This is a genomic window from Plantactinospora soyae (assembly GCF_014874095.1).
GTDB lineage: Bacteria > Actinomycetota > Actinomycetes > Mycobacteriales > Micromonosporaceae > Plantactinospora > Plantactinospora soyae.
In genome coordinates this window covers 114175-134954 of the sequence record NZ_JADBEB010000001.1, presented here as the reverse complement: position 1 = coordinate 134954, position 20780 = coordinate 114175, and the positions used below count along the sequence as shown (strand labels likewise).

Below are 20780 nucleotides of genomic sequence, written 5' to 3'. Positions count from 1 at the left end.
GAAGGGGCCCTTCCTAACCGCATTGCTCATCGCAAGTGTTCCAGGTTGCAGAATTGCCCGTCCATCTCTTCCGGTTATTGGAATCGTGGCTACGATGACAAGCATGTCCAGAACGATTCCGACCGCCGCCACCGCTCCGGTGCTCGTCGTCGGGGCCGGCCCGGTCGGGGTGACCGCGGCCGCGGAACTGGTCCGCCACGGTGTGCCGGTCGTGCTGATCGAGGCCGAGTCCGAGCCGAAGACCGACTGGCGGGCGTCGACCTTCCATCCGCCGACCCTCGAACTCCTCGACGAGCTCGGAATCGTCGACCGGATGATCGCCGAAGGGCTGGTCGTACCGCGCTTCCAGCATCGGGACCGGGACGCGGGGCTGGTCGCCGAGTTCGACTTCGGTCTGCTGCGCGACGAGACCGCCCACCCGTACCGGTTGCAGCTCAACCAGCAGCACCTGGTCCGGATGCTGGTCGAACGGCTGCGCGGCAGCGACCTCGCCCGCGAGGTCTTCGGCGCCCGGGTGACCGGCGTACGCGAGACCGACGGCGGGGTCTCGGTCACGGTACGGACCCAGTCGGGCGAGACCGAGATCCACGGCTCACACCTGATCGGCGCGGACGGCGCTAACAGCACCGTCCGGCAGTCCCTCGACATCGGGTTCGAGGGGCACACCTACCCTGAGCGCTTCCTCATCGTGAGCACCTCGGTCGACCTGCGGGAGATGATCCCCGGCCTGGCCGACGTCAACTACGTGGCGGACCCCCGGGAGTGGCTGTTCCTGCTGCACACCAGGGAGTCCTGGCGGGCCGTCTACCCGGTGCCGCCGGACCAGCCCCGTGAGGTGGCGCTCGATCCGGACACCCTTCAGGCGCAGTTGCAGGGGATCGCGCCCCGCGCCGAGGGCTACCCGATCGTCGACCGGCAGATCTACAACGTGCACCAGCGGGTGGCGTCGACGTTCCGGCTCGGCAACGTGGTCGTCGTCGGGGACGCGGCGCACATCAACAGCCCGGTCGGCGGGGTCGGACTGAACAGTGGCATCCACGACGCGATGGACGTGGTACGCCGGCTGGTGCGGATCAGGGCCGGCGCGGACGCGGAGCCGGAACTCGCCGCGTTCGACGCGGTGCGCCGGCGGGTCGCGCTGGACTACGTACAGGCGGACACGCACCGCAACACCGAGCGGCTCAAGGAGACCGACCCGGAGCGGCGCCGGGCGAACCAGGACGAGCTGCGCGCCATCGCCGCCGATCCGGTCCGGCACCACGCCTGGGTCCGGCGGGCGTCACTGCTGGAGAGCGTACGGCGGTTCGGCATCGCCCGCGTTCCGGACGTGACGGCGAGCGGTCGGTCCGGTCCGAACGTGGCGGCGAGCGGTCAGTCCGGTCCGGACGTGGCGGCGAGCGGCCGGTCGGGTCCGGCGAGCGCGCCGTATGACGCACACCGTGCACACCGACCGGGCGCTGTTCCGGAAACCCCTGGGGAAGAGGACGAGGGTCCATCATGATCTCTGACAAGGCGGCTGGCGTGGACGACGCCACCGGCGAGGCGTTGGCGGGTCTCTACCGTGATCTCGACGCGCTCGACCTGCATCCACTCTGGAACATCACCGCCCAGTTGCTGACCGAGACGCCACGGCCGAAGGCGGTGCCGTGGCTCTGGAACGGTGCCGTACTCCGGTCCCTGGCCGAGCGGGCGATCGACCTGGTTCCGGTCGACCGGGGCGGGGAGCGGCGGGTGCTCAGCCTCGGCAACCCCGGCCTCGGCGGCCGGCCGTACGCCGTCGGCACGCTCTGGGGTGCGATCCAGTGCCTCGGCCCCCGGGAGACCGCACCCGCGCACCGGCACTCGCCCGGCGCGATCCGGTTCGTCCTGGCCGGCAGCGGGGTGTGGACCACGGTCGACGGCGACGCCTGCGACATGCATCCCGGTGACCTGATCCTGACCCCGGGCATGCACTGGCACGACCACACCAACGGCGGTACGGAGTCGATGGTCTGGTTCGACGGACTCGACCTGCCGATGATCGAGGCGCTCGACGCGGTCTTCTTCGAGGAGTACCCCGAGTTCGCCCAGCCCGAGCCGGTCCGGCGCAACGTCGTCGAGGCCGCCTACGCCGCTAGTCCGCGCCGGCTGCGGCCGGGTGCGGTCGTCGACGAACTGGATCCGAAGCCGTCGCGGCTGCTGGTCTACCGCTGGGCGGAGACCGACGCCGAGCTGGCCCGGTTGGCGGCCGAGAACGGCGCGGAGATCGCGAGTGTCGAGTTCACCAACCCGGACTCCGGCGCGAGCGTGCTGCCGACGCTGAGTTGCAGCGTGCACCGGCTGCCGGTCGACCGGGTGACCCGGCCCCGCCAGCAGACCGGCAACGCGATCTGGGTGGTCTTCCGGGGCGAGGGCTACAGCGTGATCGGTGGCCAGCGCTTCGACTGGAGTCCCGGTGACATGTTCGTCGTGCCGTCCTGGGTACCGGTCGAGCACCGGGCGAGCGCGCCGGCCGACCTGTTCCGGCTGACCGACGCCCCGGTGTTGCGGGCGCTGGGCCTCTACCGGGAACGCGTACTCGACGCCCAACAGCCGGTCACCGGGACCTTCACCGCCCGTACCCTCGACGCCGTACCGGCCCCGGGTACGGCCGTGGCACCGGTTCCCGCCGCCCGTGGGGAGGCCCGGTGAAGCTCTGCCTCTTCGACGATTACCGCATCGGAGCCGTGGTCGACGGCGGGATCGTCGACCTGACCGACAGCCTGCCCTGGGCGCACGATCCGGATCCGGAGACGGCCGGCTCGTGGCGTCGGCTCTGTCGCGACTACGCCGGGCTGGCCGACCGGCTGGCCGACGCCGTCGCCCGGGGACCGGTCGTCCCGCTGGACCGGGTACGGCTCCGGGCGCCCGCACTGAACCCGTCAAAGATCATCGCGGCGGCCAGCAACTACGCCGAGCACGTGCACGAGATGCACGCGGTGCAGGAACGCACCCTCGGCAAGGTGGAGGAGTGGATGATGTCCTTCGACGTCTTCCTCAAGGCACCCTCCTCGCTCGCCGGCCCCGGGGAACCGATCGTGCTGCCGGCCGCCGTACTGGCCGCCGGGCACGAGGTGCACCACGAGTCGGAACTGGTCGTGGTGATCGGCAAGGGCGGCCGGGACATCCCCGCCGAGCGGGCCCGGGAGCACATCCTCGGTTACGGCATCGGGCTCGACATCACCGTACGCAGCCCGGGGGACCGGTCGCGGCGCAAGAGCTACGACACCTTCAGTCCGCTCGGGCCGTGGCTGACCACCGCCGACGAGGCCGGCCCGGACGACAGCTTCGAGATCGAGCTGCTGGTCAACGGCGAGCAGCGGCAGCGGGTGAACACCGCCGACATGATCGTCGCCGTACCGGCCATCGTCGAACACGCGTCCCGGGTGATGACGCTGTCCCCCGGCGATCTGATCTTCACCGGTGCACCGCCGGGAGTGGGACCGATCCACCCCGGCGACGTGCTGGCCGCGAGCATCAGCGGGCTCGGCGTACTCCGGACCACGGTGACCGCCGGATCGGACCCGGCCCGATGACCAGCCTCGACGCCGTACCCCGGGCATCCGGCGAGCCGATCGTCCGGGCCGGGGCCGGACGCTCCGAACTGGACGTTCTGCTGCACCCGGAGAGCCTGGCCATCATCGGCGCCTCGGACAACCCGGTCAGCCTGGGCGGTCGCCCGCTCGGACTGCTCACCGCGGCCGGGTACGCTGGCCGGGTCTACCCGGTCAATCCGACCCGTGCCACGGTGCAGGGCCGACCGGCGTACCCGTCGGTGCGGGACCTGCCGGAGCCGGTCGAGGTGGCGATGGTGATGGTCCGGGCCCGGATGGTGCCGGCGGTGCTGCGCGAGTGCGACGCGGCCGGGGTACGGGTGGCGATCGTGCTCAGCTCCGGGTTCGGTGAGGGCACCGGGCGGGGCGCCGAGCTCCGCGACGAGATCACCGGCATCGTCGCCGGTACCACCATGCGGGTGCTCGGACCGAACTGCGAGGGCCTGGCCAGCCTGCCGGCGTCGGCACCGCTGACCTTCAGCCCGGTGCTCGACGCGGCCCGGACCGGCCAGGTGGTGCTCCCCGGCAAGGTCGCGGTGCTGTCGCACAGCGGCGGACTCGGGTTCGCGGTGGCACAGTGGGGATCCCGGGTGGGGATCGGCTTCAACTACCTGATCAGCACCGGAAACGAGGGCGACCTCGACGTACTGGAGTTGGCCGGGGCGCTGCTGGTCGAGACCGACACCGAACTCGCCGTACTGGTGCTGGAGGGGGTCGACGATCCGGGCCGGCTCACCGCCCTGGCCGACCAGGCCCGGGAACTCGGCAAGCGGCTGCTGGTCGCCCGGCTGGGCCGTACCGACGCGGGTGCCCGGGGCAGCCTGGCGCACACCCGGCACGACGCGACGACGCTGGGCGGGCTGGACGCGCTCTACGCCCGGCCGGGGATCGCCCAGGCCGGCGACGAGCGCGAGCTGATCGACGTACTCCAGGCGTTGGACAAGGTTCCGACGCTGGCCGGGCGGCGGATCGGCATCCTGGCCACGTCCGGCGGGGCCGGGGTGTGGCTGGCCGACGCCTGCCGGGACGCCGGGCTCGCGGTGCCGGAGCTGTCGCCGGGGTTGCAGCACACGCTTGCCGGCTTCATGCCCGAGTACGGCTCGCCGGTGAACCCGGTCGACCTCACCGCCCAGTTCATCGCCGGTGGTTCGTTCGCGCCCGCGATCGAGGCGCTGGCCGCCTCCGGCGAGGTCGACGCGGTCGTCCTGGCCACCTCGCTGGCCTCGGCCGGGCGGCTGGAGGACGACCGGGAGGCGTTGTCGGCGCTGCGCCAACGGGATCTGCCGCCGCTGGTCGTCTACACCTACACCCATCCGGCCGAGTCCTGCGTACGCATCCTCGAAGGACTCGGACTGGCCTGGTACACCAGCTCGACGGGGGTGGCCCGGGGGCTTGCCGCCGTCGCGCCACCGCCGCTGCGCGGTACCCCGGCGCCGGACCACCCGGATGCCCGACCGGCAGGAGGAAGACCGAGTTGACCACTGCAATCGGTGACGTGATCACTTCCCGGATCCAGGACCGGACGCTGCTGCGTACCGACGCGTTCGTCGACGGTGGGTGGGTCGGGTCCGACAGCGGCGCCCGGTTCCCGGTCCTCGATCCGGGCACCGGCGAGCTGCTCGCCGAGGTGCCCCGGCTCGGCCGGGCGGAGACGGCCCGGGCGATCGAGGCGGCCCGGCTGGCCCTGCCGGGCTGGCGGGCCCGGACCGCCGTGGACCGGTCGGGGATCCTGCGCCGCTGGGCCGACCTGATCCGGTCCCACGTGGACGACATCGCGACGATCCTCACCGCCGAGCAGGGCAAGCCGTTCCCGGAGGCGTGCGGCGAGGTGCTCTACAGCGCCGCCTTCCTCGACTGGTTCGCCGAGGAGGGGCGCCGGGTCTACGGCGACGTCATCCCGTCCAACTCGGCGGCGGAGCGGATCATCGTGTTGAAGCAGTCGGTCGGGGTGGTCGGCGGGATCACCCCGTGGAACCTGCCGGCGGCGATGATCACCCGGAAGGCGGCCCCGGCGCTGGCCGCCGGCTGCGCCCTGGTGCTCAAGCCGGCCGAGCAGACTCCGCTGACCGCACTGGCCCTGGCCGAACTCGGCCTGCGGGCCGGGGTGCCGCCCGGGGTGCTGAACATCGTCACCGGGGCCGCCGAGGACGCGCCGGAGATCGGTCGGGAGCTGACCGACAACCCGGTGGTCCGCAAGCTCAGCTTCACCGGATCGACCGAGGTCGGCCGGCTGCTGATGCGGCAGTGCGCCGACGGGATCAAGAAGGTGTCGCTGGAACTCGGCGGCAACGCCGCGTTCATCGTCTTCGACGACGCCGACCCGGAGCTGGCGGTCGAGGGAATCTTCTCGGCGAAGTACCGCAACGCCGGTCAGATCTGCACGGCGGCGAACCGGATTCTGGTGCAGGACGGGATCCTCGAACGGTTCACCGAGGCGCTGCTGCGCCGGACCAGGGCCGTCCGGGTCGGTACCGGCTTCACCGACGGCGTGGAGATGGGTCCGCTCATCGACGACCAGGGGCTGCGCAAGGTGCAGCGGCACGTCGCGGACCTGGTCGAGCACGGCGGGCAGGTGCTCACCGGCGGCCGGCCGGACGAGCGGGGCGGCACCTTCTTCGAGCCGACCGTGATCACCGGGCTGAGTACGGAGTCACTGGCCTGGCGGGAGGAGACCTTCGGCCCGGTCGCGGCGATCCGGAGCTTCGCCACCGAGGACGAGGCGATCACCCTGGCGAACGACTCCGAGTACGGCCTGGTCGCCTATCTCTACAGCCACAACCTGGGCCGGATCTGGCGGACGGCCGAGGCGATCGAGACGGGCATGATCGCGGTCAACACGGGCCGGGTCTCCGGCGAGCAGGCGCCGTTCGGCGGGATCAAGCAGTCCGGCATCGGCCGGGAGGGCTCGAAGTACGGCCTGGACGAATGGCTGGAGATCAAGTACCTCAACCTGGCCGGGCTGGACCGATGACCTCCGGCGACGGACCGACCGTCGGCGGCTTCGGGCCGCCGACCTCCGGCGACGGGCCGCCGACCTTCCGCGATGAGTCGCCGACCTTCCGCGATGAGTCGCCGACCTTCCGCGATGAGTCGCCGACCTTCCGCGATGAGTCGCCGACCTCCCGGGACGGGCCGCCGACCGGTGTCGTTCCGGTCGGGTCGGGGCTGGTCGGCTCGACCGAGTTGACCGGCCGGGTGGCGATCGTGACCGGTGGGGCGATCGGGATCGGCCGGGCCATCGCCGAGGACCTCGGTCGGGCGGGGGCCCGGGTGGTGGTCGCCGACCGGGCCGGCGCGGGGGGTGCGGCCGACGAACTCCGCGCCGCCGGGATGTCGGCGATCGGGATCGAGGTGGACGTCTCGTCCGAGGCAGCGACCCGGGAACTGGCCGGCGAGGTGGTCCGCGAGTTCGGCGGGATCGACATCCTGGTCAACAACGCCGGCATCTTCACCACGCTCCGCCCGGGACCGCTGGAAGAGATCGACGTCGCCGAGTGGCAGCGGGTGATGGACGTCAACGTGCTCGGGTCGTACCTCTGCATCCGGGCGGTGGTGGGACCGATGCGGGACCGCGGCGGCGGGCGGATCGTGAACATCGCCTCGACGACGGCCTTCAAGGGCGTCGCGAACCTGCTGCACTACGTCGCCAGCAAGGGCGCGGTGATCGCGATGACCCGGGCCAGCGCCCGGGAGCTGGGCGAGGACAACATCCTGGTCAACGCCGTGGCGCCGGGTTTCACGGTGAGCGACGGCATCCTCGACGGCGGCGCGGAACTGGCCGGGCTCCGGCGTGCCGCCCCCGGCAAGCGGGTGCTGGCCCGCGAACAGCGCCCGCAGGACGTGGTGGGGGCCGTACGGTTCCTCGCCGGTCCGATGTCGAGCTTCATCACCGGCCAGACCGTCGTGGTCGACGGCGGAGCCTTCTTCCACTGATCCGTCCCAATCCGTCTTCGCGGGCGGTATCGGGAGCAGTAGCACTCGCAATCGTTCTGTTATACAGAACTAGATGTAAAGATCTAGCGCCACGAGAAATCCGTTCGTAATGTACGACCAGGTGAGAGGTAAAGATCCTCTCCCCCGAACCCATCCTATGACCCGGCACCGTACGCAACGTTTCCGCAGCTAGTCGGCTTGGGCAGGCGGCCCGCCGCGCTGTGTGGCGGCGGTCGTCGACCGATGGAAACAGGAAAGAAGACCGACTTATGGATCTGGGCCTGGCGAACAAGAGAGCCATCGTCACCGGAGGCAGTGCGGGCATCGGAAAGGCCATTGCCCGCCAGTTGGTCGCCGAGGGTGTGCACTGCGCCGTGTCCAGCCGGAGCCTCGACCGGGCCCGCACCGCCACCGCCGACCTGACCGGCCCCGGCCGGGCCCTGCCGGTCCAGGCGGAACTGCGGGACGCCGAGTCCGTCGAGGCGATGGTCCGCCAGGTGACCGAGGAGTTCGGCGGGGTCGACATCCTGGTCAACAACGGCGCCGTGGTCAGCGGCAACCAGGCCGAGGACTTCGCGCACGTCACCGACGAGCTGATCCTGACCTCGTTCGAGGAGAAGTTCCTCGGCACCATGCGGTGCTGCCGCGCGGTGGTGCCGCTGATGCGGGCCCAGGGCTTCGGCCGGATCATCAACATCGCCGGCCACAAGGCCAGGGAAGGCGGTGCCATCTCGGCCGGCGCCCGCAACTCGGCGATCGTGCACCTGACCCGCTCCCTGGCGCTGGAACTGGGCCGCGACGGCATCACGGTCAACGCCGTACATCCGTTCACCACGGTCACTGAGACGCTCGAGTCCCGGATGGCGGAGGTGGCCAAGCGGCGCGGCGTGACCCTGGAGGAGCACCTCGGGCACGTCGCCGGGCGTACGGCCCTCGGACGGCTGGTCACCGCGCCGGAGATCGCCGCCTTCGTGGCCTTCCTCGCCTCACCCCTCTCGGTGGCGCTGACCGGCGAGGTCGTCGCGCTCACCGGCGGCGTCGACAGGGCCGTCCATGGCTAGCCCGGACAGCTCGGCTCCGACTCCGGCTCCGACTCCGACTCCGGTCCCGACTCCGCCGACCCCGACTCCGGTCCCGGCGCCGGTGCTGGTCGACGTCGACGGGCCGATCGCGGTGCTGACCCTCAACCGTCCGGCGGTGCGGAACGCGATCGACGACGCCACCCGGGCGGCCCTCGGTGACGCGCTCGCCGAACTCGGCCAGGCGGCTGAGGTCAGGGTGGTGATCCTGACCGGCGCCGGTTCCGCGTTCTGTGCCGGCGGCGACATCAAGGCGATGGAACAGCGCCTCGCCGTACCGCCGGGCGAGGTGGCGATCCGGGGCTGGCAGCGCCAGCACGGGACGTACGCCCTGACGGCCGGACTGCACCGCCTCGACCAGGTGACCATCGCGGCGGTCAACGGACCCGCCGCCGGACTCGGGATGGACCTCGCCCTGGCCTGCGACTTCATCGTGGCCGATCCCGACGCGTCGTTCGTCGCCAGCTTCGTGCTGCGGGGACTGGTGCCCGACGGCGGCAGCATGTACCACCTGCCGCGCCGGGTCGGCCCGCAGCGCGCCAAGGAGCTGCTGCTGTCCGGTCGCCGGGTGGACGCCACGGAGGCGCTGGAGATCGGGCTGATCGACCTCCTGGCCGAGCCCGGCGCCGTCCTCGCACACGCCACCGAGTACGCCGCCCGGTTCACCGAACGGTCCCGGGCGGCCCTGATGCTGGCCAAGTCGATCATCAACCGCAGCTTCGAATCCTCGCTCGACCAGATCGCCAGCCTCGGCAGCCAGGCCCAGGCGATCTGCTACACGACCGATGCCCACCGCGACTCAGTGCGCTCATTCCTCGACCGGAGAGGGCTCGACCGGGAAGGGAGAGCGGCTGCCGGCGGGGCCCCCGAGGGCTCGACACGTCCACCGCCAGTACCCACCACAGAATGAGGAACGACAATGAATAGGCGAAGGAAAGGCGTCGTCGTCGCGCTGGTCGCCACGTTGGCGCTGGCCTCGGCCGCCTGCGGCTCGTCGGGCTCGCCCGGCGCCGCCGCCACCGGGGCACCCGTCCGGGGTGGCGACCTGACCGTCCTGGTGTCGGAGGGCGGATTCGCCCGCTGGCCGACCCTCGACCCGGTCGCCGCCGGGGTGGCCAACCACGAGTACCGGAACGCCATCTTCGGCCAGCTCTTCACCCAGGGACCGAACAACGCCGTCGAGCCCGTCCTGGCCACCGGCTACACGTTCGCCCCCGACCAGCTCTCGGTGACGATCGCCCTCCGCGAGGGCGTCAGCTTCTCCGACGGTACGCCGTTCAACGCCGCCGCCGTGAAGGCGAACCTCGACCGCTCGCTCGACCCGAAGAACGCCTGCCGCTGCGTGCAACTGTTCGCGCCGGTCACCGCCGTGGAGACGGACGGCGACCACAAGGTCGTAATGAAGTTCTCCGAGCCGTTCCCGCTGGTCATCGCCTCGTTCCTGAACGAGGCGCCGAACTGGGTTCCCTCGCCGGCCGCACTGACGTCGATGGGCGCCGACGCGTTCGGGCAGAAGCCGGTCGGCGCCGGACCGTTCAAGGTGGTCAGCAACGTCGCCAACCAGGAACTCGTGCTCCAGCGGAACGAGACCTACTTCGACAAGGCAGCCCCGTTCCTGGACAAGCTGACGTTCAAGACCATCGGCTCCGACCAGACGGCGTACGCCGCGTTGCAGTCCGGTTCGGCGGACGTGCTGGAGGGCATCACCACCGTTCCGCTGCTGACCCAGGCCAAGCAGCAGTTCAACCTCGCGCCGGTGGCCTCGGTCTCGGTGTGGCAGTTGCAGTACAACACCCTGAAGGCTCCGCTGAACGACCAGCGGGCCCGGGAGGCGCTCTCGTACGCGACCGACGCCGACACGATCAACAAGGTGTTGTTCGGCGGCCTCAACCAGTCGGCCCAGACGCCGACCGCGCCCGGTGGTCTCTTCTACCAGCCCACGATCGACGGCTTCCGGGGCTTCGACCTGGCCAAGGCGAAGGAACTGGTCCAGCAGCTCGGCGGGCTGGAGGTCGAGATCATGCTCGGCGGCGCACAGGAGGAGATGCAGGTCGCCGAGGCGATCAAGACGATGTGGGGAGCGGCCGGGATCACCGTCAAGGCGATCAAGCAGGAGCCGTTGCAGACCCGCAACGACAACTTCGCCTCCAACAACTGGACCCTGGACTTCGCCTGGGTGGGCAACTATGACCCGGCGCTGGGCCTGAGCATCGACCGGTACTTCGGTTCGAAGGGGCTGAACAGCGGGGTGAAGGATCCGGCCCTGGACGGGGCGCTGGAGCAGGCGCGGCAGGGCAAGGACACGGCGGCCCGCACGGCGGCGTACCAGGACGTTTTCAAGATCATTAACGACAAGGCGTACAACAAGATCCTCTTCACCCGGCAGACGTTCAACGTCGCGGCGAAGTCCGTACAGGGGATCGACCAGGGCGTGCCCTGGGTGGCCTGGGAGAAGGTCTCCCAGAGCAGCTGACGGCGTGCCACGCGATCGGGGCGGTCGGCCGGTACTCCGGCCGGCCGGCCCGACCGGCCGACGGTCCCATTCGAAGGAGAAGCCAGATGGAGAAGGTCACGTTCTACTTCGACCCGCGCTGTCCCTGGTGTTACCAGGCCAGTCGGTGGGCCCGCCGGCTGGAGGCGCTCGGCGAGATCGAGCTCGACTGGGCGCTCTACTGCCTGGAGGTGGCCAACCTCGCCGACGGCGCCGACCCGGTACCGCTGGGCGAGACGGCCCGGTCGGCGACCGCGCTGCGGGCCGCCGCCGCGATCGGCCGGAAGGAGAACTCCCGGGCGATCGGGCGGTTCTACCAGGCGCTCGGCAACCGGGTCTGGGAGACCAGCGAGCCGGCGAAGGACCGGGACCTCGCGGTCGCCGAGTCGGTCGAGGAGGCCGGCTTCGACCGGTCGCTCTTCGCCGAGGCGCTCGCCGACCCGGACACCTGGCTCGACGTACTCGACCAGCACCGGCACCTGGTGACCGAGAAGGGCGGGATCGGGCTGCCGACGCTGATCCTCGACGGCGGCGCCGGGCCGGCCATCTTCGGCCCCGTGCTGAGCGAACTGCCGGGCGACGAGGACGCGGTACGGATCTGGCGGCACCTGTCCTGGCTCGCCGGGTACGACAACTTCTTCGAGCTGAAGCGGCACCGCACCGAGCAGCCGAACCTGCCGGGCTGGCGGGTCCAGCCGTCCAAGCTCACCTTCGGGTCGCGCCCCTGGATGCCACCCGTCCCGGACCGTCCGGTGGTGAAGGCCCCGTAGCCGCGTCACTCGTCCCGGACCGGCAAGGCCGGCAATCGTGTTCACTCGTCCCGGACCGGGAACGGCCCGGCAATCGTGTTCACTCGGCCCGCCTGGGTGAGCGCGGCCACGGTGTGGAACGCGTGTCAGCGGTCGTGTCAGTGGCGTGGCAGGGGCGTGGCAGGCCGGGTGCCGATAGTTGGCGCATGACGAACAACAGCCAGGCACAGGAGAACATCATGCGGACGTTCGACACCCCCAGCCCGATCTTCGCCGTTCTGAACATCCCGGCCGGACGGGTCCGGTTCATCGCCGCCGACCGGTCCGACACGACCGTGCGGGTTCTGCCCGTGGACGCGGCGAAGGGCCGTGATGTGAAGGCGGCGGCGCGGACCACGGTGGCGTACGGCGACGGTGTTCTGCGGATCGAGACCCCGGGTGGTAAGAACCAGCTTCTGGGTTCTTCCGGCTCGATCGAGGTGACCATCGGTCTGCCGGCCGGCTCCGGTGTCGAGGCGAAGACCGCCTGCTGTGAGGTCAGTGGGGTCGGTCGTCTCGGTGATGTCGCGTTCGAGGGCGCGTACCGCGAGATCAGGTTCGACGAGGCCGCGAGTGTCCGGCTGACCGCGATCGACGGCGACGTTGAGGTCGGTCGGCTGGGCGGTTCGGCGGAGATCAGTACCACCCGGGGTGACATCCGGATCGCCGAGGCGGTGCGGGGCACGGTGGTGCTCCGCACCGAGTCCGGCGACATTTCGGTCACCGCCGCTGCGGGTGCCTCGGCCGCGCTGGACGCCGGCACCGGCTACGGACGCGTCAACAACGCCCTGAAGAACGATGGGACCGCCGAACTCGACATCCGTGCCACCACCTCGCACGGCGACATCACCGCCCGCAGCCTCTAGCAGGGGCAGGACCAGGATCACCCGGCCGGGCCCACCGCGATCGAGATCCTGTCGGTCGTCGGCGCAGGGACACGCGCCGATCGCGACAGGAGAGCACGCCTGATCTCGGTTGGCCCGGCCAGATCCCGCCGTTGCCGCCAGTGCCAAGCTGGCCCGGCCGGTGGGCGTTGACAGCTCCGAGCTGAGACGTTCCGTTCTGACGGCGGGGCGTTTCGCGGCCACTCAGTCGAGACAGAACTCGTTGCCCTCGACGTCCTGCATCCCGAGGCACGACTCGTTTTCGTCATCGGCAAGCAGTAGTTGCCCGCGTACCGCGCCGAGCGGGACCAGTCGGGCGCATTCGGCCTCCAGCGCGGCCAGGCGCTCTTCACCCACGAGCCCGGTGCCGACCCGTACGTCGAGATGCACCCGATTCTTGACGACCTTGCCTTCGGGCACGCGCTGGAAGTACATCCGAGGGCCCACGCCCGAGGGATCGATGCAGACGAACGATGCACCCTGACGCTCGGGCGGCAGCGTGCGGTTGTACTCCTCCCAGTTGGCGAACCCCTTCGGCGGCGGCGGTACGACGTACCCCAACACCTCGCACCAGAACCGGGCGACGCGCTCAGGGTCCGCGCAGTCGAAGGTGACTTGGAACTGTTTGACCGACGGCATCGGTCCAGCATAGTTGCGGGATCTTTCGTCGTCGGGACGGCCGTGTGCGGCTCCCGAGTTCGACATCCGGGCCCCGGCTGACGATCGGTTCGAAGAGACGAGGACGCACATGCGGCGTCGCCGAGATCCATCGAGGCCGGTTGACGGCGTCCGGTACGGCGGAAGCAGGTCTTCGCCGGCCCAGGTTTCCGACAAACGTCCATAGGCGCCCCGGGGATTCTTCAGTAAATTCCGGCCGAGATGTTAGCGATCACATGGATGTCGATCTTGGTGACGCCCGGGCGTCCCGCAGTGGCGGGCGTTGCCACGGGTCGGCAGCCAGCCAGAACGCCGTGGCCCGCCCCCGCCACGATTCGCCAGGATCGGACGCGACGGGCGCCGGCCACCACCCGAGAGGTAGGTAGGCAGTGGCCTCAGACCAGCAGGCAGTTGACCGGCGACGTTTCCTGAAGACCGTCGGTGCCGTCACGGCCGGCACCGTTATCACCACCCAGCTCGACCCGACGGCCGCCTCGGCCGCTCCCGTTCCGGCGGGGCAGCCGGCGGCCCGGACCGCGCCCGATTCCGGTGCGGCGGCGCGCGCCGCGACCCTGTCCCACGGCGACTTCTACGACCAGAACCCGCGCTGGGTGGTGAAGCCGTTCGGGTTGGACGAGGTCGAACTGCTCGACGGGACGCTGTTCGCCGAGAAGCGGGACCGGGTGCTGGACTTCATCGCGGCGTACCCGGCGGACCGGGTGCTGCACAACTTCCGGGTCACCGCCGGCCTGCCCACGCCCACCGGGTCCAGCCCACCGGGCGGCTGGGACGACGCCACCGGCAACCTGCGCGGTCACTACAGCGGACACTTCATCACCGCCTTCAGCCAGGCGTACGCCTCGACGAGCGACTCGGTCTTCGCCGACAAGGTCGACTACATCGTCGCCGAGTTGGCGAAGTGCCAGGATGCGATGGCCGAGGGCGGGCTGTACAGCCATCCCGGATTCCTGGCCGCCTATCCGGAGGAGCAGTTCGTCCGGCTCGAATCGTTCGCGACGTACCCGACCATCTGGGCGCCGTACTACACCTGTCACAAAATCATGCGCGGACTGCTGGACGCGTACCTGCTGGTTGGCAACGAGCAGGCGCTCGACGTCGTGACCAAGATGGGCGACTGGGTGCACAGCCGGCTCTCCGTGCTGCCCCGGGAGACCCTGAACCGGATGTGGGCCATCTACATCGCGGGCGAGTACGGCGGAATGAACGAGGTGATGGCGGACCTGCACGCCCTCACCGGGAACGAGAAGTACCTGACCACGGCGAAGTGCTTCGACAACCGGCAGTCGCTCTTCGACGCCTGCGTGAACGACCAGGACATCATCACCCGGCTGCACGCCAACACCCACGTACCGCAGTTCGTCGGCTACCTGCGGGTCTTCGACCGTAGCGGCGAGGAGACGTACCACGCGGCGGCGGAGAACTTCTGGAACATGGTCGTTCCGCACCGGATGTACAGCCACGGCGGCACCAGCGGTACCTGGCCGGCGAGCCCGGGACTGCCGGCGAACACGAACGCCGAACTGTTCCAGCCGAGGGGGAACATCGCCGGTTCCATCGGCGGCAGCGGTGCCGAGACCTGTACGTCGTACAACCTGCTCAAGGTGGCGCGGAACCTCTTCTTCCACGACCCGGACCCGAAGTACATGGAGTACTACGAGCGCACCCTGCTCAACCACATTCTCGGCTCGCGGCGGGACGCGGACAGCGGCACCAGTCCGAACGTCACCTACTTCGTGCCATTGTCCCCGGGCAACTCCCGGGGCTACGGCAACACCGGCACCTGCTGCGGCGGCTCGGGTCTGGAGAACCACACGAAGTACCAGGAGTCAATCTACTTCCGGGCCGCCGACAACTCGGCGCTCTACGTCAACCTGTACCTGGCGTCCGTCCTCACCTGGGAGGCGAACGGTTTCGTCATCCGGCAGGAGACCGACTACCCGAGGTCGGAGCAGAGCAAGCTGACCGTGAACGGTCGGGGCCGGCTCGACATCAAGCTCCGGGTGCCGGGCTGGGCGAAGGACTTCCAGGTCAAGATCAATGGCGTGGTACGCAAGGGGAAGGCGACCCCGGGCAGCTATCTGAGCATCCAGCGGAACTGGAAGCCCGGCGACACCATCGAGGTGTCGATCCCGTTCGACGTACGGGTGGAGAAGGCGCTGGACGCCCCGGAGGTCCAGTCCCTGTTCAACGGCCCGATCCTGCTCCCGGCGCTCAGCACCGCGACGTCGTTGCGGGACTTCTCGTTCTACCGGCACTACAACCGCAACGGGGATCTCTCCCGGGCGGTCCTGCCGGGCGACTCGAACACCTTCACCACGAACGACCACACGCTCCGGCCGCTCTACGTCGGCGACACCCAGGCGCACCACGTCTACTTCCGGCGCCACGAGCCGTCGATCGTCTTCGGTACGGAGGATTCCGGCGTCGCCAATGCCCGGCGCGAGGACGGTACGTCGTTCCTCGACGCGGTCTGGTCGGCGGCGCCCTTCGCCAGCCACAGCAGGTTCATGACGAAGGTCTCCCAGACCTCGACCGAGTGGGTACGGCTGGGCCTGATCACCAAGGACGATCGCTGGGACATCCTGCTGGCCGCCGGAAACGCCGAGGAGGAGTTGAACCCCTGACCGGCAGCCTGATGACGGGCTGAGCAACACCGACGAGGCGACCTCGACGGGCCGGAGGACCAGGCCCGCCGGGGTCGCCTCCGGTTCGAGAACCGGGCCGGCTGCCCGGCGGCCCGCAGCCGGCCGCCACCCCGAGCGAGCGCCGCTCCCTGATCGCGTGACAGCTCGAGGTGTGGTGGCGGGTTCGCCGCAGGCCGGCACCGACCGCACACTGACTCCACGCTCCCCACCCTGATCGCGCGGCAAGGCGCGTCGCATCCGGTGACCTGGGCGGGTTGGCCGGGTCGTTCAACGCCGAGGTCGAGGAGTCCAGGGAGACCGGCGAGGACGAGTACGGCACCTCGGTCGGCCCGGGCAGCGCCGACCTGGGTTGCTCGCTGGGCATTTTGGAAACAGAGAGGTTCTGACCCGTACCCTCCTCATCGGACGGAGATCGACATGCTGGAAGACCTCGCCGTGGTCGGCGGCCCGAAAACGCCTGTCGCCACACCGGTGCTGATCGGCTTCTTCGTCCTCGTCGCGGTCGCCATGGTCGTGATCCTGTTCCTGCGCTCGCGCAACAGGTAGCACCGCGCGATCCGGGCCGGCCGGGCCTTATCGGTCGGCCCGGCATACCCCGAGGTGGACCGGCACATGCGCATCGATGTAAGCGATGCGGGCGCCGAAACGACGCCTGTCCGACATCGTCTACCGGTGCATGATCAACGACACCACGGCCGCCGTGGCAGCGGGCCCGGGAGGAAAACAGGGAACGACAACTGGCTCCAGCGTGAGAGGCGGTTTTCCCTGGCCGTCCGGTGACGATGACCAGTGGCAGGTGAGACACCGCCTCGTCCGGGACCTGCTGCCGCTATAGCCCCCTCGGGATCGACGTTCTCCTCGCGGCGTTTCATCTTGTCGGGACGGCGAATGAGTCGTGGGCGAGGGCAAGCAGCGTGAGCCGCTCGGTTGTCGGAGTTCCGGGCAGCGGTGAGAAGAGGGCAAGGATTTGCGAACGGTCCTCGTCAACGAGGAACTGGCAGTCGAACTCGAGCAGCCCGACCTGAGGATGCCGTATCCGTTTGCGGCGACGGCGCAGTACGGCAACGTCATGTAGGTTCCAGAGCGCGGTGAACTCCGGGCTGTCGGCCAGTAGGTGCGAAACCAGCGACCGGGCGGGAGCATCGTCGCGGCGCGTGACCGCGGCACGCAGATCGGCAACCAGTGCGCGGGATTCCGCGCCATGGTCCTCGACGGGGTAGCCGTCCCGTGCGGCGGGCTCGCAGAACCAGCGGTAGATGACGCTCGCCTTCAACTTGTTACCAGCGGAAGGACTGCCAAAGACGGCGCGCGCCAAGCTGTTCTGCACGAGAGTCTCGCCGAGATCGGTCATTACCTGGGCCGGAATGTCGGTCAGCGCGTCGAGGACACTGAGCAACGCCGGAGCGACATGCCGATCGTCTTTGTGGCGTCCGGGAACTGGGTGACCGGTGAGCCGGTAGAGGTGGTCGCGCTCGTCTTGACTCAGCCGTAGCGCCCGGGTCAATGAACGCACCACGACCTCGGAGGGCACCGCGGTGGCCCGTTGCTGCTCGAGCCGGGTGTAGTAGTCGGTCGAGACGCCGGCCAGGGCAGCGACTTCCTCTCGACGTAGTCCGGGGGTCCGCCGCCGGCCAGCCGCGGGTAAGCCGACCTCGCCGGGGCTCAGCGCGGCCCGGCGAGTCCTCAGGAACCCTGCCAGCAGTTGAGCATCCACCCTTCCAGTGTGGCGCCCACACACTCGTTCGACAGAGTGAAACTCACTCTGCCAGGGCCGCCGGGATGACCGTAGCTTGGATCACGACCGATCCGACCGATCTGGGTTTAATTATGACGGATTCGGCTTATCTGGGTTGATGACGATTGATTCGACCGATCTTGGGAGAAACACCATGGCCACCTGGTTCCTCACCGGCGCGTCCCGCGGGCTCGGCGCCCACTGGGCCGAAGCCATCCTGGACCGCGGCGACAACCTCGCCGCCGCCGCCCGCGACGCCGAAACGCTGAAACCGCTGACCGACCGCTATGGCGACCGGATGCTCGCGCTCGAGCTGGACGTCACCGACCGCGCCGCCGTCGACGCCGCCGTGGACACGGCCGAGCAGCGATTCGACGGTATCGACCTACTGGTCAACAATGCCGGGCACATGCTTGTCGGCGCGGTGGAAGAAGTCAGCGCCGAGCAGGCCCGCGCGCAGATGGACGTCAATTACTTCGGCGCCCTGTGGACCACCCGGGCCGTGCTGCCCGGCATGCGTCGTCGTCGCCGTGGCCGAATCATGCAGGTTTCCTCCCTTGGGGGTCTGGTCGCTTACCCGGCGTTGGGCATTTACCAGGCGTCGAAATGGGCACTCGAAGCGATGAGCCAGGCGCTGGCCGCCGAGGTCGCCGCCTACGACATCCACGTCACCCTCATCGAACCGATCATGTTTCCCACCGGCCTGGCCGCCGCCTCGCCCCAGGCCACCCCGGACCCCGCATACACGCATGCCCGCGAAGCCCTCTATGCCGGCGCGGCCAGCTCCGGATTCGTCCCTGGAGACCCCGCGGCCACGGCCCATGCGATCCTCGCACTCGCCGACACGCCCAATCCGCCCCTGCGAGTACTCTTCGGCACCAACGGACTCGACGCGCTACGAACGGAGTACTCCGGCCGTCTCGCTGGGCTTGAGGAATGGGACTACATCTCACACCTCGCACAAGGCGACCCCGTCCGAAAGTGACACGACGGGCGGACGTCACCGCTCAGCCCTCCGCCAATCCTGCCCCCGGTGATCAGTCGAACTTGATCAGGAGGCTGGTGATCTGATCGGCGCTGCGGTGGATGGTGAGCGTGCCGGTGCCGCCACGGGACCACTCGAAGGAGATCACCTCGGCCGCCGCGTCGGTGCGTACGGCCAGGACCCGCATCGTGTCGTCCGGAGGATTCGTCGCGTACGCCTCGGCGATGGCGTCCCGGCCGACGAACGGGCCGACCGGCGGGCCGACGAAGGTCATGACCGCGTCCGGATGGAGGCTGGCGGTCAGCCAGGACCAGTCACCACTGGCGACGGCCGCGTTGAACCGCTCGATGTGGGCGCGCGCCCTGGCCTCGGTCATGGAGGCGAACCTACGCCCATCGGTGGCCGTCAGTCAGCCCCGTTCGCCTGCACCCGTCCTGTTATCCTCTCATGACATGCAGGCAGGGGACCGGATCGACCGCGGCTCGCCGCTGCCGATGTACTACCAGCTCAAGCAGTTGATCCTTCGGGACATCGAGCGACGGGGACTCCAGCCGGGTGATCGGCTCCTCGGCGACCATGAGCTGTGTGCCCGGTACGACGTCTCCCGTACGGTCGTCCGGCAGGCGCTGACCGACCTGGAGAACGAGGGCCTGATCGAGCGGGTCAAGGGTCGGGGCACCTTCGTCGCGCATCCGAAGACCGCCGAAGGGCTGGTCCAGTCGTTGACGGGGCTGTTCGAGGACGTCGCCGCCCGGGGCGGTCACCTGCGCAGCGAGGTACGCCGCGCCGAGGTGCTGCCGGCCGATGCCGCCGTCGCCGCCGACCTGGAGATGTCACCCGGTGATCCGGTGATCCACCTGGAGCGGCTGCGGTTCGTCGACAACGAACCCTGGGTCTGGACGGTGACCCACCTTCCGGCGGCACTCGCCCCGGGCCTGGTCGACGAGGACCTCACCGACCGCTCGCTCTACCAGGTGCTCGAAGCCTCCTACGGGGTACGGCTGGTCCGGGGTGTCCGGTCCGTCGAGGCGTCGGTGGCGAGTGCGGCCCAGGCGAGACTGCTCGGGATCCGGCGAGGTGATCCGGTGCTGGTGCTGCGCAGTGTGAGCATCGGTGAGTCGGGGCGCCCGGTAGAGAGCTTCCTCGCGCTGCACCGGGGCGACCGCAGCCGGTTCCAGGTCGAGTTGAACCGCGCCGCCGCCAGTGGCCGGGCCGGCACTCCGCTCGTACTCGTCACGTCCTGACCTCCGGCTCCGACCCGGAGTCGATTCCGGCCCGTGCGGCCCTCGGACCTGCGGAAATCTCGGTGGATCTCTTGACATCCTGTAATGACAGGACGACAGTGTCCCGAAACACGACCGAAACGGGAGCTGACGTGAGTACAAGCGCCACCCCGCCGCTCCAGCCCTTCGCGATCCGGTTCGGCGCCGACAACGCCACGCTGGAACCGCAGGGGCCGACCCTCCAGCGGCGGATGTCCGACCTTGAGGGGTTGTTCGCGGACCGCCGCGCCTGGGAACAGGCGGTCGCGGACGGCGACCCCGTGGTCTACACGGTCGTCTCCTCACCGGTGCCGGAGACCGCCCGGGAGCTGCCGCAGTCGATCACCACGATCTTTCCGGGGGACACCGGCGGCGAGTTCTGGATGACCAAGGGACACCAGCACCCCGACCCGCAGGGCGAGATCTACCTCGGGTTGGAGGGTCACGGCGGCCTGCTGCTCTTCGACGGCGAGCGGGCCGAATGGCTGGACATCAGCCCCGGAGTGATCGGTTACATCCCGCCGGGCTGGGCGCACCGCAGCGTCAACGTCGGCGACGAGCCGTACCGGTTCCTCGCCGTCTATCCCGGCAGCGCCGGACACGACTACGGCTGGGTGCTCACCCACGGCATGGGTCTGCGGGCCCGCCGCTCCGCAGACCGGGTCGAACTCGTCCCGTTCGGCACCCCGGCAGGTACCGCCGGACCCACCGCCCGCTCCCACTGACAG

20 protein-coding genes are annotated in these 20780 nt (G+C 69.8%); 17 read left to right on the top strand and 3 right to left on the bottom strand.

Annotated features, from left to right (window positions below; translation table 11 throughout):
- The first annotated feature begins 103 nt into the window (after positions 1–103).
- From H4W31_RS00540 to H4W31_RS00490, 11 genes are all read left to right on the top strand, one after another.
- Positions 104–1501 carry an FAD-dependent oxidoreductase gene (locus H4W31_RS00540; RefSeq protein ID WP_192764827.1) on the top strand — a complete coding sequence of 466 codons (1398 nt, stop codon included), beginning with the start codon at positions 104–106 and terminating at the stop codon, positions 1499–1501.
- Complete coding sequence (locus tag H4W31_RS00535; RefSeq protein WP_192764826.1) at positions 1498–2670, top strand: cupin domain-containing protein; 1173 nt, start codon at positions 1498–1500, stop codon at positions 2668–2670. Before H4W31_RS00540 ends, H4W31_RS00535 begins: the two co-directional genes overlap by 4 nt.
- Positions 2667–3554 carry a fumarylacetoacetate hydrolase family protein gene (locus tag H4W31_RS00530; protein ID WP_192764825.1) on the top strand — a complete coding sequence of 296 codons (888 nt, stop codon included), beginning with the start codon at positions 2667–2669 and terminating at the stop codon, positions 3552–3554. The genes H4W31_RS00535 and H4W31_RS00530 overlap by 4 nt, the downstream gene beginning before the upstream one ends.
- Entirely contained in the window at positions 3551–5050 is a 1500-nt protein-coding gene (locus H4W31_RS00525) for a CoA-binding protein (RefSeq protein ID WP_192764824.1), read from the top strand. Before H4W31_RS00530 ends, H4W31_RS00525 begins: the two co-directional genes overlap by 4 nt.
- Positions 5047–6543, top strand: a complete 1497-nt coding sequence (locus H4W31_RS00520) for an NAD-dependent succinate-semialdehyde dehydrogenase (RefSeq protein WP_264084054.1) — start codon at positions 5047–5049, stop codon at positions 6541–6543. Before H4W31_RS00525 ends, H4W31_RS00520 begins: the two co-directional genes overlap by 4 nt.
- Entirely contained in the window at positions 6540–7505 is a 966-nt protein-coding gene (locus H4W31_RS00515) for an SDR family NAD(P)-dependent oxidoreductase (protein WP_192764823.1), read from the top strand. Before H4W31_RS00520 ends, H4W31_RS00515 begins: the two co-directional genes overlap by 4 nt.
- 269 nt (positions 7506–7774) lie before the next feature.
- The gene (locus H4W31_RS00510; protein WP_192764822.1) at positions 7775–8566 is read left to right on the top strand and encodes an SDR family NAD(P)-dependent oxidoreductase; all 792 of its coding nucleotides are present in this window, start codon (positions 7775–7777) and stop codon (positions 8564–8566) included.
- Positions 8559–9494, top strand: coding sequence for an enoyl-CoA hydratase/isomerase family protein (locus tag H4W31_RS00505; RefSeq protein WP_192764821.1), 936 nt, complete (start codon positions 8559–8561; stop codon positions 9492–9494). The genes H4W31_RS00510 and H4W31_RS00505 overlap by 8 nt, the downstream gene beginning before the upstream one ends.
- A 9-nt stretch (positions 9495–9503) precedes the next feature.
- The gene (locus tag H4W31_RS00500; protein WP_192764820.1) at positions 9504–11057 is read left to right on the top strand and encodes an ABC transporter substrate-binding protein; all 1554 of its coding nucleotides are present in this window, start codon (positions 9504–9506) and stop codon (positions 11055–11057) included.
- 86 nt (positions 11058–11143) lie between these two features.
- The gene (locus H4W31_RS00495; RefSeq protein WP_192764819.1) at positions 11144–11845 is read left to right on the top strand and encodes a mycothiol-dependent nitroreductase Rv2466c family protein; all 702 of its coding nucleotides are present in this window, start codon (positions 11144–11146) and stop codon (positions 11843–11845) included.
- Between the two features lie 185 nt (positions 11846–12030).
- Complete coding sequence (locus H4W31_RS00490; protein ID WP_318782956.1) at positions 12031–12729, top strand: DUF4097 family beta strand repeat-containing protein; 699 nt, start codon at positions 12031–12033, stop codon at positions 12727–12729.
- A gap of 222 nt (positions 12730–12951) precedes the next feature.
- Here the strand turns inward: H4W31_RS00490 and H4W31_RS00485 are convergent, their stop codons facing one another.
- The gene (locus H4W31_RS00485; RefSeq protein WP_192764818.1) at positions 12952–13386 is read right to left on the bottom strand and encodes a VOC family protein; all 435 of its coding nucleotides are present in this window, start codon (positions 13384–13386) and stop codon (positions 12952–12954) included.
- 407 nt (positions 13387–13793) lie between these two features.
- Between H4W31_RS00485 and H4W31_RS00480 the strand changes: the two genes are divergently transcribed.
- The 3 genes from H4W31_RS00480 to H4W31_RS43615 all read left to right on the top strand — a co-directional run bounded on the left by H4W31_RS00480 (position 13794) and on the right by H4W31_RS43615 (position 16616).
- Positions 13794–16049, top strand: a complete 2256-nt coding sequence (locus tag H4W31_RS00480) for a glycoside hydrolase family 127 protein (RefSeq protein ID WP_318782955.1) — start codon at positions 13794–13796, stop codon at positions 16047–16049.
- Between the two features lie 275 nt (positions 16050–16324).
- A complete protein-coding gene (locus H4W31_RS43620; protein ID WP_264084053.1) occupies positions 16325–16456 on the top strand; it encodes a hypothetical protein in 132 nt (43 codons plus the stop codon).
- Between the two features lie 31 nt (positions 16457–16487).
- The gene (locus H4W31_RS43615; RefSeq protein WP_264084052.1) at positions 16488–16616 is read left to right on the top strand and encodes a hypothetical protein; all 129 of its coding nucleotides are present in this window, start codon (positions 16488–16490) and stop codon (positions 16614–16616) included.
- A gap of 322 nt (positions 16617–16938) precedes the next feature.
- Here H4W31_RS43615 and H4W31_RS00475 read toward each other — a convergent pair whose 3' ends face one another.
- A complete protein-coding gene (locus tag H4W31_RS00475; RefSeq protein ID WP_192764817.1) occupies positions 16939–17784 on the bottom strand; it encodes a helix-turn-helix transcriptional regulator in 846 nt (281 codons plus the stop codon).
- A gap of 139 nt (positions 17785–17923) precedes the next feature.
- On the opposite strand from H4W31_RS00475, the gene H4W31_RS00470 reads away from it, so the two are divergent.
- On the top strand, positions 17924–18790 hold the full coding sequence (locus H4W31_RS00470) for an SDR family NAD(P)-dependent oxidoreductase (RefSeq protein ID WP_225945331.1): 867 nt from the start codon (positions 17924–17926) through the stop codon (positions 18788–18790).
- A gap of 52 nt (positions 18791–18842) precedes the next feature.
- Here the strand turns inward: H4W31_RS00470 and H4W31_RS00465 are convergent, their stop codons facing one another.
- On the bottom strand, positions 18843–19166 hold the full coding sequence (locus H4W31_RS00465) for a nuclear transport factor 2 family protein (protein WP_192764816.1): 324 nt from the start codon (positions 19164–19166) through the stop codon (positions 18843–18845).
- A gap of 76 nt (positions 19167–19242) precedes the next feature.
- On the opposite strand from H4W31_RS00465, the gene H4W31_RS00460 reads away from it, so the two are divergent.
- Together H4W31_RS00460 and H4W31_RS00455 are read left to right on the top strand one after the other, a co-directional pair.
- Positions 19243–20034, top strand: a complete 792-nt coding sequence (locus H4W31_RS00460; RefSeq protein WP_192764815.1) for a GntR family transcriptional regulator — start codon at positions 19243–19245, stop codon at positions 20032–20034.
- A 131-nt stretch (positions 20035–20165) separates the two neighbouring features.
- Complete coding sequence (locus H4W31_RS00455; RefSeq protein ID WP_192764814.1) at positions 20166–20777, top strand: glucose-6-phosphate isomerase family protein; 612 nt, start codon at positions 20166–20168, stop codon at positions 20775–20777.
- Positions 20778–20780: the final 3 nt, after the last annotated feature.

Bases quoted from the DNA above. Each gene is read 5' to 3' on its own strand.
- H4W31_RS00540 (WP_192764827.1), top strand. From the start codon at position 104: ATGTCCAGAACGATTCCGACCGCCGCCACCGCTCCGGTGCTCGTCGTC.
- H4W31_RS00535 (WP_192764826.1), top strand. From the start codon at position 1,498: ATGATCTCTGACAAGGCGGCTGGCGTGGACGACGCCACCGGCGAGGCG.
- H4W31_RS00525 (WP_192764824.1), top strand. From the start codon at position 3,551: ATGACCAGCCTCGACGCCGTACCCCGGGCATCCGGCGAGCCGATCGTC.
- H4W31_RS00515 (WP_192764823.1), top strand. From the start codon at position 6,540: ATGACCTCCGGCGACGGACCGACCGTCGGCGGCTTCGGGCCGCCGACC.
- H4W31_RS00510 (WP_192764822.1), top strand. From the start codon at position 7,775: ATGGATCTGGGCCTGGCGAACAAGAGAGCCATCGTCACCGGAGGCAGT.
- H4W31_RS00505 (WP_192764821.1), top strand. From the start codon at position 8,559: ATGGCTAGCCCGGACAGCTCGGCTCCGACTCCGGCTCCGACTCCGACT.
- H4W31_RS00500 (WP_192764820.1), top strand. From the start codon at position 9,504: ATGAATAGGCGAAGGAAAGGCGTCGTCGTCGCGCTGGTCGCCACGTTG.
- H4W31_RS00495 (WP_192764819.1), top strand. From the start codon at position 11,144: ATGGAGAAGGTCACGTTCTACTTCGACCCGCGCTGTCCCTGGTGTTAC.
- H4W31_RS00490 (WP_318782956.1), top strand. From the start codon at position 12,031: ATGACGAACAACAGCCAGGCACAGGAGAACATCATGCGGACGTTCGAC.
- H4W31_RS00485 (WP_192764818.1), bottom strand. From the start codon at position 13,386: ATGCCGTCGGTCAAACAGTTCCAAGTCACCTTCGACTGCGCGGACCCT.
- H4W31_RS43615 (WP_264084052.1), top strand. From the start codon at position 16,488: ATGCTGGAAGACCTCGCCGTGGTCGGCGGCCCGAAAACGCCTGTCGCC.
- H4W31_RS00470 (WP_225945331.1), top strand. From the start codon at position 17,924: ATGACGATTGATTCGACCGATCTTGGGAGAAACACCATGGCCACCTGG.
- H4W31_RS00465 (WP_192764816.1), bottom strand. From the start codon at position 19,166: ATGACCGAGGCCAGGGCGCGCGCCCACATCGAGCGGTTCAACGCGGCC.
- H4W31_RS00460 (WP_192764815.1), top strand. From the start codon at position 19,243: ATGCAGGCAGGGGACCGGATCGACCGCGGCTCGCCGCTGCCGATGTAC.